This is a genomic window from Streptomyces sp. Tek67B01 (assembly GCF_055231995.1).
The window spans coordinates 4,315,136-4,327,343 of record NZ_JBUYUY010000001.1 but is presented as its reverse complement, the minus strand read 5'-3'; the positions used below and the strand labels follow the sequence as shown (position 1 = coordinate 4,327,343).

Genomic DNA, 12,208 nt, shown 5'->3' with positions numbered 1-12,208 from the left:
TCACGCGTCGTCGCCCTCGCGCATCGGGACGCGCACGCCGCGCTCGTCCGCCACCGTCTCGGCGATGTCGTAGCCGGCGTCGACGTGGCGGATGACGCCCATGCCGGGGTCGTTGGTCAGGACGCGGCGGATCTTCTCGCCGGCGAGCTTGGTGCCGTCGGCGACCGAGACCTGGCCCGCGTGGATCGAGCGGCCCATGCCGACGCCGCCGCCGTGGTGGATGGAGACCCAGGACGCGCCGGAGGCGACGTTGACCATGGCGTTGAGCAGCGGCCAGTCGGCGATCGCGTCGGAGCCGTCGAGCATGGCCTCGGTCTCGCGGTACGGGGAGGCGACGGAACCGCAGTCGAGGTGGTCGCGGCCGATGGCGAGCGGGGCGGCCAGTTCGCCGGAGGCGACCATGTCGTTGAAGCGCTCGCCGGCCTTGTCGCGCTCGCCGTAACCGAGCCAGCAGATCCGCGCGGGCAGACCCTGGAAGTGGACGCGCTCGCCGGCCATCTTGATCCAGCGGTGCAGGGACTCGTTCTCGGGGAAGAGTTCGAGCATCGCCTTGTCGGTCTTGTGGATGTCCGAGGCCTCGCCGGACAGCGCCGCCCAGCGGAAGGGGCCCTTGCCCTCGCAGAACAGCGGCCGGATGTAGGCGGGGACGAAGCCGGGGAAGGCGAAGGCGCGTTCGTAGCCGGCCAGTTGGGCCTCGCCGCGGATGGAGTTGCCGTAGTCGAAGACCTCGGCGCCGGCGTCCATGAAGCCGACCATGGCCTCGACGTGCTTGGCCATGGACTCGCGGGCGCGGGTGGTGAAACCCGCCGGGTCCTTGGCCGCGTAGTCGGCCATGTCGTCGAAGGCGACGCCGGTGGGCAGGTAGGCGAGCGGGTCGTGGGCGGAGGTCTGGTCCGTCACGATGTCGATCGGGGCGCCCTCGGCGAGCATCTGCGGGAGCAGGTCCGCCGCGTTGCCGAGCAGGCCGATGGAGAGCGGCTTGCGGGCGTCGCGCGCCTCGACCGCGAGCCGGAGCGCGTGCCGCAGGTCGTCGGCCTTCACGTCCAGGTAGCGGTGCTCGATGCGGCGCTCGATGGCGCGCGGGTCGACGTCGATGCAGATCGCGACGCCGTCGTTCATCGTCACGGCGAGCGGCTGGGCGCCGCCCATGCCGCCGAGGCCGGCGGTCAGGGTGATGGTGCCCGCGAGGGTGCCGTTGAACTTCTTCGCGGCGACGGCGGCGAAGGTCTCGTAGGTGCCCTGGAGGATGCCCTGGGTGCCGATGTAGATCCAGGAGCCGGCGGTCATCTGCCCGTACATGGTCAGGCCGAGGTGCTCCAGGCGGCGGAACTCCTCCCAGTTGGCCCAGTCGCCGACCAGGTTGGAGTTGGCGAGCAGGACGCGCGGCGCCCACTCGTGGGTCTGCATCACGCCGACCGGGCGGCCGGACTGGACGAGCATCGTCTCGTCCTGCTTGAGCGTGCGCAGGGTGCGGACCATCGCGTCGTACGAGCGCCAGTCGCGGGCGGCCTTGCCGGTGCCGCCGTAGACGACGAGCTTGTCCGGGTGCTCGGCGACCTCGGGGTCGAGGTTGTTCTGGAGCATGCGCAGGGCGGCTTCCTGCTGCCATCCCAGGGCGCTGAGCTCGGTGCCTCGCGCGGCACGTACGGGGCGGGGTCCTGACATGACGGTGCCTCCTCCGATGTTGGTCAATCCATTCACATCCTCGCTGCATGAATAGATCCAGTCAACAGCTGCGGGCCATCGCGCCGGATGATGGGATGGCGGACATGGCTTCCGACAAGGCAGCGGACAGGACATCGGGCGAGGCATCGGCCGAGACATGGGCCGGGGCATCGGGCAGGGCAGCGGCCGGGGCATGGGACCGGGCGACCGACGAAGAGGCGCGGGCCGCCGCCCGCCGGCGGGACCTGGCCGTGCGGGCGGCCGTGGCGCAGGGGCTGGTGGGCGGGGCGGAGTCGGGCGAGCCGCTGGTCTGCCTCCTGGACACCGCGGGCATCCGCGCTTCCGCCCGGGCCCTGACCGGCGCGTTCGCCTCCGCGCTCGCGCCGGGCACCCCCGTCCTGCACGCCTTCGCGGTCAAGGCCGCCCCGCTGGTCCCGGTGCTGCGGCTGCTCGCGGACGAAGGGATCGGCTGCGAGGTGGCGAGCCCCGGGGAGCTGGCACTGGCCCGGGCGGCCGGGGTGGCGCCCGCGGACACCGTCCTGGACTCCCCCGCCAAGACGCCGGCGGAGCTGCGCGAGGCCCTCGCCCTCGGGATCGCCGTCAACGTGGACAACCGGCAGGAACTGGAGCGGCTGGACGCCCTGGTGTCCGCCGGCCCGCCCCGCTCGCCGATCGGCGTACGGGTCAACCCGCAGACCGGCGCCGGCACGATCGACGCCCTCTCGACCGCGACCGCCACCTCCAAGTTCGGGGTCCCGCTGCGCGACCCGGGGGCCCGGGCGTGGCTGGTGGGTGCCTACCTGGACCGGCCGTGGCTGACCCGGTTGCACGCCCATTCCGGTTCTCAGGGCGTGCCGTTGGCGCTGATCGCGCAGGGCGTACGGGAACTGCACGCGCTGGCGGAGGAGATCAACGCGGCGGCCGGACGCCGCCAGGTCGACACCCTCGACATCGGCGGCGGCCTCCCGGTGAACTTCGCCTCCGACGCGGCCACCCCGACGTACGCGCAGTACGTGGCGGCCCTGCGGGAGGCCGTCCCGGCCCTGTTCGACGGCGGCTACGGCCTGGTCACCGAGTTCGGGCGGTCCCTGCTGGCCAAGCACGGACTGATCCTGGCGCGGGTCGAGTACGCGAAGGCGACGGGCGGGCGCCGCATCGCGGTCACCCACGCGGGCGTCCAACTGGCCACGCGCACCGTGTACGCACCGGCGTCCTGGCCCTTGCGCGTCCTCCCGTACGACCCGAAGGGCTCCCCGCTGACCGGCCCCCCGTTCGCCCAGGACATCGCGGGCCCGGCGTGCTTCGCCGGCGACCTGCTGGCGACGGCGCGGGAACTGCCGGAGCTCTCGGCGGGGGACATGATCGGGGTCCCCGACACCGGCGCCTACTTCTTCACCGCCCACTACGGCTACAACAGCCTCCCGCGGCCGGCGATCCACGGGTTCACGGTGACCCCCGCCGGCGACGTCCGCTTCACCCTGGCCCGCCCGGCGCAGTCACCGGCCTCGATCGTCAGCGAGGCGGGCGGCGACCTCCGGGACGCCCTCCGGGAGCGGTAGCGGGAGCGCCGTGCCGGCGGGGCCGGATCTGCCGGCGCCCGCCGGCGTCACTCCACGTACCGTCACTCCACGTACCGTCACTCCACGAACAGGCCGCGGGACGCGGCGCGGGCGTCGAAGGCCTCGAGCCGGGACTGCGCGTCGGGCAGGGCGTCGGCCATGGCCTCCAGCAGGACCCGGCCCAGCAACATCGGCGCGCACGCCGTGTCGAAAGCCAACCCCGTGCCCACCGGCGCCGGGATCAACAGGTCCGAGTGGCGTGCCACCGGGGCGAAGGCGGAGTCGGCGACGGTCACCACCGTCAGCCCTGCCGCCCGCCCGTGGTCCAGTGCCTCCACGACCTCCCGCGGGTGCCGGGGCAGCGCGAAGCACAGCAGCGCCGTGGCCCCGGCCGCCACCGCCGCGTCGATCCGGTCGGCGAGCATCGAGCCGCCCTCGTCGAGCAGCCGTACGTCGGGATGGACCTTGGCGGCGAAGTACGCGAAGCCCCGCGCCTGCGAGGACGCCGCGCGCAGCCCCAGCACCGGCAGCGGTCGGGACCCGGCCAGCACCCGACCCGCCTCCTGGACGGGTGCGGGGTCGGCGAGCATGGCCGAGAGCCTGCGCAGGTTCTCGATCTCCCCCTGGACGGCCTGCTGGTACTCGTTGTACGGGTCCTGCTGCCCGCCCTCCGGCCGCTCGGCCGGCGCCACCTCGCGCAGGTGGCGGCGGAGCGCCGGGTAGCCGTCGAAGCCGAGCGCCACCGCGAAGCGGGTCACCGACGGCTGACTGACCCCGGCCAGTTCCGCGAGCTCCACGCTCGACAGGAAGGGCACTTCCGCGGCTCCCCGCACCATGCAGTGCGCGATCCGCCGCTGCGTCGGCGTCAACCGGTGCCCCTCGAACAGCTTCTGCAGCCTCGCGGCCGGGCTGTCGCTCATCCCGTCCCCTCCGTCCCCGTACCGGTGAATATTCAGTCACCGAGCACTCTGCATGTGGTTATGCAGGACGGCAAGCCGCGGACCGCTTCGCGAGACGGGGGTTAGCCCCAGTGTCCGGGCGGGCGCGGGTTCCTACGGTGGGCGCATGGACCGCCAGGAGCTGAAGAAGGAACTCGACGCCACGTTGGACGCGCGGAGGGAGTTGGGGCCGGAGTACGAGCCCGCGCTGGTGGACTCGTTCGTCGACACGATCCACACGCAGGTCAGACGCCGACTGGCGGAGGAACGGCTGGCGGCGGCCCGCGGTGACCGTCCCGGGAGCTCGGCGGACGACGGGAACTTCGGCGAGCGGTTCGGCTTCGCCATCATCACGCTGGTGCTGGCGATCCCCCTGACGGCCATCGCCGCGGCCCAGGCGCACCTCACCGGGCTGCTGATCTCCTGGGTGGGGATCGTCGCGGTGAACTTCGCCCACGCCGCCAAGCGCCTCCCGCGCCGCGACCCCGGCGACCACCGCGACCCCGGCGACCGCCCGGCCTGAGTCGAAGCCGGCGGAACCGGACCGAGCCCGGAAGGAGACGGGCGCGGGGACCGCCGCACCCCCGGTTGCCCGGGGGGCGGGACGACGGCGGTCCCCGCGCAGGACACGGGCCGGGTCAGGGCCGGCCGCGTCCGGGGCGTTCACGCGGTCCGGGAGCCGCTCCGGAAGTACGCAACGCCGTTCGGTGGTGTCGGGCGGGGCCTGCACCGCTCCCCGCCGACAACCACCACTGTGCCGGAGCCGTGTTAAGCCGGTGCTGCCGTCACGTGTCGGGCCCGTACCGATCGAGCGACGGACCGACGGGCCGACGGGCCGCGGCCGACCCGGTGACGGACCGACGGACCCGGGCCCACCCGGCGACGGACCGACGGACCCGGGCCCACCCGGCGACGGCCCCGCGACAGCCGGCCGACGGACCCGCGACCGCCCAGCCGACAGACCGGCGTCAACCCGCCTACCGACCCGCGACCCCATGGCCGACCGCCCGGGCCCACCGACCGCCGGCCGATGGACCCGGCCCGGTCGGGCTACTTGCCCGACTTCGCCAGGAAGGCGAGCAGGTCCTGGCGGCTGACGACACCCGTCGGCTTGCCCTCGACCAGCACGATCGCCGCGTCGGCCTCGCCCAGCACCGCCATCAGCTCGGCGACCGGCTCGCCGGAGCCGACCTGCGGCAGCGGCGGGCTCATGTGCTTCTCCAGCGGGTCACCCAGCGAGGCCCGCTGCGCGAACAGCGCCGCCAGCAGCTCCTTCTCGACGACGGAACCGATGACCTCGGCCGCCATCACGTCCGGGTGACCGGCGCCCGGCTTGACGATCGGCATCTGCGAGACCCCGTACTCGCGGAGCACCTCGATGGCCTCGCCGACCGTCTCCTCGGGGTGCATGTGGACCAGGGACGGCATGGCGCCCTCCTTGTCCCCGAGCACGTCACCGATGCGCGCCGACGGCCCGGCCTCCTCCAGGAAGCCGTGACCCGCCATCCACTCGTCGCTGAAGATCTTGCTCATGTAGCCGCGGCCGCTGTCGGGCAGCAGGACGACGACCACGTCGTTCGGGCCCAGGCCCTCGGCGGCCTTGAGCGCGGCGACGACCGCCATGCCGCAGGAGCCGCCGACCAGCAGGCCCTCTTCCTTCGCGAGGCGACGCGTCATCTGGAAGGAGTCCTTGTCGGACACCGCGATGATCTCGTCGGTGACGTTGCGGTCGTAGGCGGTCGGCCAGAAGTCCTCACCGACGCCCTCGACCAGGTACGGACGGCCGGAACCGCCCGAGTAGACGGAACCCTCGGGGTCGGCGCCGATGACCTTGACCTTGCCGCCGGACACCTCCTTGAGGTAGTTGCCGGTGCCCGAGATCGTTCCACCCGTGCCGACGCCCGCCACGAAGTGGGTGATCCTCCCGTCCGTCTGCTCCCACAGCTCGGGACCGGTGGTCTCGTAGTGCGAACGGGGGTTGTTCGGGTTGCTGTACTGGTCGGGCTTCCAGGCGCCGGGCGTCTCGCGCACGAGGCGGTCGGAGACGTTGTAGTACGAGTCCGGGTGCTCGGGATCGACGGCGGTCGGGCAGACGACCACGTCGGCGCCGTACGCGCGCAGCACGTTGATCTTGTCCAGGGACACCTTGTCAGGGCAGACGAAGATGCACTTGTAGCCCTTCTGCTGGGCCACGATGGCGAGTCCTACGCCGGTGTTGCCACTGGTCGGCTCCACGATGGTGCCGCCGGGCTTGAGGGCACCGCTCTGCTCGGCGGCCTCGATCATCCGGACGGCGATCCGGTCCTTCACGGATCCGCCGGGATTGAAGTACTCGACCTTCGCAAGGACGGTGGCCTGCAGGCCTTCGGTCACACGGTTGAGCTTCACCAGCGGGGTATTGCCGACGAGGCTGATCATCGAGTCGTGGAATTGCACCATGTTCTCCAAGGAGGGGACTCCACGGGTTCTCCGGGAGGTCCGGCCAGAGTATGCGGTAAGGGATTGACGGACCGGCTCTACGGGGCAGGAAGGTCATCGGGGCAGCAGGAAAGCGAGGTGCCCGAGAGTGTCCAGGGCGAGGACGGCCCGCCGGATCGCGGCGGGCGCGGCGTACGGCGGAGGCGGGCTCGGGCTGCTCGGGGTCGCCGCGGTGGGACTGGTGCTGGCGGAGGTCCAGTTCGCCAAGCGCACGGTGGGCACCGGCCTGCCCGACCCGCCCCGCGCCGACGGGGTCTACGGGAGCGAGTTCGGTGGTCCCGAGCTTAGTCCCGGTCCCCTGCGGCTGGGCATGCTGGGCGATTCCACGGCCGCCGGCCTCGGGGTCCGGCGGGCGCGGCAGACGCCGGGCGCCCTGCTCGCCTCCGGCCTGGCGGCGGTGGCCGAGCGGCCGGTCGAGCTGCGCAACGTAGCCCTTTCGGGGGCCATGTCGGACGACCTCGACCGCCAGACGGACCTGCTGCTGGACGCGGACGCCCCGGCGCCCGACGTCTGCGTGATCATGATCGGCGCGAACGACGTGACCCGCCGAATGCCGCCCACCCAGTCGGTCCGGCTGCTCACCTCGGCGGTACGCAGGCTGCGGCTCGCGGGCTCCGAGGTCGTCGTCGGCACCTGCCCGGACCTCGGCACGATCGAACCGGTCTACCAGCCGCTGCGGATGCTGGCCCGCCGGGTGTCGCGCCAACTGGCGGCGGCCCAGACGATCGGCGTGGTGGCGCTGGGGGCCCGTACGGTCTCGATGGGCGACCTGTTGGGGCCGGAGTTCGCGGCGAACCCCCGCGAGATGTTCGGCCCGGACTCCTACCACCCGTCCGCGGAGGGGTACGCGACGGCCGCCATGGCCGTCCTGCCCACCCTGTGCGCGGCGCTCGGGCTGTGGCCCGGATCGGACCGCCTCGACGTGTCCCGGGACGAGGACCTGCTGCCGGTGGCGAAGGCCGCCTCCGCGGCGGCGGGCGAGGCGGGCACCGAGGTCACCCCGGCCCGCGGGCCGTGGGCGCTGCTCAAGCACCGGCGGCGCCGGCGGGTCCCGGAGTCCGAGCCGATCGGCCAGCCGGCCGAGGCGCACGACGCGGGTGTGACGGGTGAGACCGCCGGGAACGCCGGGAGTACGGACGCCCCGGTGCCCGGCCCCTGACGGCGGCCCGGTCCGGCCCGGCCCGGCCGCCGGAGGGCTACCGGGGGTCACCGCGGGCGCGGCCGGCGTCCCGCGTCGGGGCCCGCCGCCGGGCCCGCCGCCCCGGTGCGGTCCTCATCACACCGCGAGGCCGGTGACCTCGACGGTACGGGCCGGTAACTTCACATGCTGGTCCGGTACGAGCCGCAACGCACCCCCTTGGAGCCCCGATGCCCGAAGCAGTCATCGTTTCCACCGCCCGCTCGCCCATCGGGCGCGCCTTCAAGGGGTCCCTGAAGGACATCCGCCCGGACGACCTGACCGCGACGATCATCCAGGCCGCCCTCGCCAAGGTCCCCGAGCTGGACCCGCGCGACATCGACGACCTGATGCTGGGCTGCGGCCTGCCGGGCGGCGAGCAGGGCCACAACCTGGGCCGCATCGTGGCCGTGCAGATGGGCATGGACCACCTGCCGGGCTGCACGATCACCCGTTACTGTTCCTCGTCCCTCCAGACCTCCCGCATGGCCTTGCACGCCATCAAGGCGGGCGAGGGTGACGTCTTCATCTCGGCGGGCGTCGAGATGGTCTCCCGCTCCGTGAAGGGCTCCTCCGACGGCCTGCCGGACACCCACAACCCACTCTTCGCCGACGCCGAGGCCCGTACGGTCGCGGTGGCGCAGAGCGAGGGCGCGTCCTGGCACGACCCGCGCGAGGACGGCCTGATCCCGGACGCGTACATCGCGATGGGGCAGACCGCCGAGAACCTGGCCCGGCTCAAGGGCGTGACGCGCCAGGACATGGACGAGTTCGGTGTCCGCTCGCAGAACCTCGCCGAGGAAGCGATCAAGAACGGGTTCTGGGCGCGCGAGATCACCCCGGTCACCACCCCGGACGGCACCGTCGTCTCCACCGACGACGGCCCGCGCGCCGGCGTCACGCTGGAGGGCGTCCAAGGCCTCAAGCCCGTCTTCCGCCCCGACGGCCTCGTGACGGCGGGCAACTGCTGCCCGCTGAACGACGGCGCCGCCGCGCTGGTCATCATGAGCGACACGAAGGCGCGGGAGCTGGGCCTGACCCCGCTGGCCCGGATCGTCTCCACGGGCGTGACCGGCCTCTCCCCCGAGATCATGGGCCTGGGCCCGGTCGAGGCGTCCAAGCAGGCCCTGAAGCGGGCCGGCCTGACGGTCGGCGACATCGACCTCTTCGAGATCAACGAGGCGTTCGCCGCCCAGGTCATCCCGTCCTACCGGGACCTGGAGATCCCGCTGGAGAAGCTGAACGTCAACGGCGGCGCCATCGCCGTCGGTCACCCGTTCGGGATGACCGGTGCGCGCATCACCGGCACCCTGATCAACAGCCTCCAGTTCCACGACAAGCAGTTCGGCCTCGAAACGATGTGCGTGGGCGGCGGCCAGGGCATGGCCATGGTCATCGAGCGGCTGAGCTGAGCCGTAGCGGAGGGTAACGGTGCCCGGCGGGGGCTCCGGCCCCGTCGACTCTCCGTAGTCGGTTCAACCCCGTCGCGGCCGAGCTGTGACCGAATCTCCCCCAGGATGTGACCTATGTCCTGGGGGATCGGCATTTGCCCAGGTCAGGGAGGTGCGTGGGGGCGGCGAGGGACCAATGGCCTGTCCAATTCATGACGTAATGCACTGCATGCCATTCCCAGCACACGTCAAGCTGATGTAGGAAGTCGGGGGATCGAATCAACCAGGAGTTAGTCAGTGAGCGCCATGTCTCTTGCCCTGCTGCTGACCACGGCCGCTGCCACGGCCGTGGGCGCCGCTGCGCTGCACGCCGTACACGGACTGCGTAAGCAGGTCACGGCCCTGCGCGGCGAGCTGGCGATGCCGGCCCCCCGGCGCGCTGCGGCCGTCCCGCACGCCCGCAGCGCCGTGGAGTCCCCCGCCGCCGAGATACGAGCCGCCGTCGCCGAAGCCCTCGCGGAGGAGCGGGAGCGGGAGCTGGCCGAAGCGCGGGCCTTCTGGGCCGCGCAGGAGGCCCGCGACGCCGCCGACGCCTCTCCCAGCTTCGCCGGGGAGGCCCCGGGCTCGCTGCTGGGCGGTCTGCCCGGTCTCGGCGAGGACAGCCCGGTGTTCCTGCCCCGGCAGGCCGATCTCGTGGGTCTGGAGCCGGTTCTCGGCGAGGACCTGCTGGACGACTACCCGGAGGACTCCGCCGAGCTGGCCGCCGCCCGCAGGCGCCACCCCTCGCACCCCGACTTCGTACCGGCCCAGGCCCCGCATCCGGGCGTGGACCACGAGCGCACCGTCAGCCGCCTGGAAGAGCTCGCGGAGGCCCGTACGGCCCTCGCGGACGTCCGCCCCGGCCCGCTGGGCACCCTGGACGTGTACGTCTTCACCGACGGCACCACGCTGTGCATGACCCCGGGCCACCGGGAGACCGCGGAGCGCTTGGCGCAGGCCCTGCGCTCGGGTACCGCCCCGGTGCTGCTGGGTGGCTCGGGGATCTCCGGCGCCTACGCCCTGACCTTCTCCTGCGGTGACGCCGAGGACCCGGAGAGCAACGTCTACATCCTCGCGGACCGCGTCATCGCATCGCTCTGAGTTCCGCCTGCTCCACCAGCCGCACGGCCTCGTCCAGCATCTCGGACGGGGCCGTTCCGCCGTCCTGTGCGGGCAGTGCGCGCAGCGCCTCGGCGAGGTCCTGACCGGTCACCGCGACCTGGTCGCCGACGACGAAGACGCCCGCGTCCGGCACGACGCGCGCCGGAGCCGCCCCCCTCGGGTCCCGGGCCACGTCCTCCAGCCGCTGGGCCCGCACCGCGAGCTCGCGGGCCAGTTCCAGCGCCTCGGCGGCGGCGCCGCGCCGGAGCCGGCTCTGCGGAGCGGACCTCAGCCGGTCGGCGAAACGTTCGACGGCGGCGGTCAGGGGCGAAGTATCAAGCACCTGGCCGACCTTACGCGCCGCCCCGGCGCCATTGCCAACGGGCGAACGCTGAGGCACGGTGTCGTGAAGAGAACAAGGCGATACCTCCGGAGGCGCCCATGTCCGTAGAGTTCTCGGAGCAGACACACCGCAACATGATCGACAGAATTCCCCTGACCACCGGTCGTGAAGTGTCCGACTGGCTGCGCACCGTGGACGACGGCCCCTCCCTCGTCCGGTTCGAGGAGAAGGTCAGCTGGTTGCGCGGCGCGCACGACCTCTCGTACGGCCAGGCCAAGGCGATCATCCACGAGTACGACCTGCGCCGAGCCGCCCGCAGACTGGGCTGAGCCCCTGCCGCTGCCCGCACCGCACGAGGTCCCCCGACCGGCCGAGTCCCCCGACCTACCCCGATCCACATGACTGATCCGTACGACTGATCCGCACCGCTGATCCGTACCGCCCCACGACGCGGGAAGGCCCCGCGAGCGCAATCGCTCGCGGGGCCTTGCCCACGCCGGACCTCCCGGCCGGGGACCTGCCGGCCGGGAACCGACGACCTAGTCGTCGCCGGAGAGGATCTGGAACAGCCGCAGCAGCTCCAGGTAGATCCACACCAGGGTCAGGGTGAGGCCGAAGGCCGCCAGCCAGGACTCCTCGCGCGGGGCGCCGTACGCGATGCCGTCCTCGACCTGCTTGAAGTCCATGGCGAGGAAGCACGCGCCGAGGATCACGCCGACGACGCCGAACAGGATGCCCAGGCCGCCGCTGCGGAAGCCGAGGCCGTCGCCGCCCCCGAAGAGGGAGAACAGCAGGTTCACGACCATGAGGAGCATGAAGCCCATGGCCGCCGCCATCACGAAGCCGGTGAAGCGGCGCGTGACCCGGATCCAGCGCATCTTGTACGCGAAGAGCACGGCGGCGAAGACGCACATCGTGCCCAGCACGGCCTGGATGACCACGCCCCCACCGAAGTAGGTGCTGGTGGCCGAGCTGATGACGCCGAGGAACACGCCCTCGAAAGCCGCGTAGCCCAGGATCAGCCCGGGGACGGGCTTGCGCTTGAACGACTGGACGAGCGCCAGGACCATCGCGATGAGCGCGGCTCCGATGGCGATGCCGTACGACTTGTTGATGTTGGCCGGGTCGACGGGCAGCGCGATCCAGGAGATGACCGCCGTGAGCACCACGGTGCCGAGCGTCATGGCCGTACGGCTCACGACGTCGTCCATGGTCATCGCGTGGCCGCGCGCCGGCGCCTGCGGCATCCCGGTGACGGGGTCCGCTGCGTAGGGGTTCGTCGCGTACGGGTTGGTCGCGGTCCCGGCCTGCTGCGCGTCAAAGCCCGCGTAGCCGCCGGTGTCGCGGCTGAACCCCCGTCGCGAGAAGACCGGGTTACTGCTCCTCATCTCACTCCTCCGTGGCCGCGGGACGCGGCCGTCGCCTCAAGAGTAATGCGTTCGCAAAGAAACCACCCTACTGCTGGAGGAGGATCTTAGGAGAAGGCGTGGCGGACCGCGCGGGAGATGTCGCGACCG

General features: G+C 72.4%; 11 protein-coding genes. 6 read left to right on the top strand and 5 right to left on the bottom strand.

The annotated features are described in order from the left end of the window. Entirely contained in the window at window positions 1–1,665 is a 1,665-nt protein-coding gene (gene hutU / locus ACV7NM_RS19500; RefSeq protein ID WP_463411459.1) for a urocanate hydratase, read from the bottom strand. 104 nt (window positions 1,666–1,769) lie between these two features. Here hutU and ACV7NM_RS19495 point away from each other — a divergent pair, with 104 nt between their 5' ends. After that, window positions 1,770–3,224: a type III PLP-dependent enzyme domain-containing protein gene (locus tag ACV7NM_RS19495; protein ID WP_463411458.1), complete on the top strand. Its 1,455-nt coding sequence runs from the start codon at window positions 1,770–1,772 to the stop codon at window positions 3,222–3,224. 77 nt (window positions 3,225–3,301) lie between these two features. On the opposite strand, the gene ACV7NM_RS19490 is transcribed toward ACV7NM_RS19495, so the two are convergent. Then, the gene (locus ACV7NM_RS19490; protein WP_463411457.1) at window positions 3,302–4,144 is read right to left on the bottom strand and encodes a MurR/RpiR family transcriptional regulator; all 843 of its coding nucleotides are present in this window, start codon (window positions 4,142–4,144) and stop codon (window positions 3,302–3,304) included. 145 nt (window positions 4,145–4,289) lie between these two features. Here ACV7NM_RS19490 and ACV7NM_RS19485 point away from each other — a divergent pair, with 145 nt between their 5' ends. Then, complete coding sequence (locus tag ACV7NM_RS19485) at window positions 4,290–4,685, top strand: hypothetical protein (RefSeq protein WP_463411456.1); 396 nt, start codon at window positions 4,290–4,292, stop codon at window positions 4,683–4,685. A gap of 527 nt (window positions 4,686–5,212) precedes the next feature. Here ACV7NM_RS19485 and ACV7NM_RS19480 read toward each other — a convergent pair. Next, entirely contained in the window at window positions 5,213–6,598 is a 1,386-nt protein-coding gene (locus ACV7NM_RS19480) for a cystathionine beta-synthase (RefSeq protein ID WP_463413991.1), read from the bottom strand. A gap of 130 nt (window positions 6,599–6,728) precedes the next feature. Between ACV7NM_RS19480 and ACV7NM_RS19475 the strand changes: the two genes are divergently transcribed. The 3 genes from ACV7NM_RS19475 to ACV7NM_RS19465 all read left to right on the top strand — a co-directional run bounded on the left by ACV7NM_RS19475 (window position 6,729) and on the right by ACV7NM_RS19465 (window position 10,348). Beyond that, window positions 6,729–7,799 carry an SGNH/GDSL hydrolase family protein gene (locus tag ACV7NM_RS19475; protein WP_463411455.1) on the top strand — a complete coding sequence of 357 codons (1,071 nt, stop codon included), beginning with the start codon at window positions 6,729–6,731 and terminating at the stop codon, window positions 7,797–7,799. A gap of 209 nt (window positions 7,800–8,008) precedes the next feature. Continuing rightward, a complete protein-coding gene (locus ACV7NM_RS19470; RefSeq protein WP_463411454.1) occupies window positions 8,009–9,229 on the top strand; it encodes an acetyl-CoA C-acetyltransferase in 1,221 nt (406 codons plus the stop codon). Window positions 9,230–9,514: 285 nt separating this feature from the next. Next, a complete protein-coding gene (locus tag ACV7NM_RS19465) occupies window positions 9,515–10,348 on the top strand; it encodes a hypothetical protein (RefSeq protein WP_463413990.1) in 834 nt (277 codons plus the stop codon). On the opposite strand, the gene ACV7NM_RS19460 is transcribed toward ACV7NM_RS19465, so the two are convergent. Continuing rightward, on the bottom strand, window positions 10,332–10,691 hold the full coding sequence (locus tag ACV7NM_RS19460) for a hypothetical protein (RefSeq protein WP_463411453.1): 360 nt from the start codon (window positions 10,689–10,691) through the stop codon (window positions 10,332–10,334). The two genes, ACV7NM_RS19465 and ACV7NM_RS19460, sit on opposite strands and share 17 nt — an antisense overlap. A gap of 98 nt (window positions 10,692–10,789) precedes the next feature. Here ACV7NM_RS19460 and ACV7NM_RS19455 point away from each other — a divergent pair, with 98 nt between their 5' ends. After that, a complete protein-coding gene (locus ACV7NM_RS19455) occupies window positions 10,790–11,020 on the top strand; it encodes a DUF4287 domain-containing protein (protein ID WP_136213617.1) in 231 nt (76 codons plus the stop codon). A gap of 210 nt (window positions 11,021–11,230) precedes the next feature. On the opposite strand, the gene ACV7NM_RS19450 is transcribed toward ACV7NM_RS19455, so the two are convergent. Beyond that, a complete protein-coding gene (locus tag ACV7NM_RS19450) occupies window positions 11,231–12,079 on the bottom strand; it encodes a Bax inhibitor-1/YccA family protein (protein ID WP_463411452.1) in 849 nt (282 codons plus the stop codon). Between the last annotated feature and the right edge of the window lie 129 nt (window positions 12,080–12,208).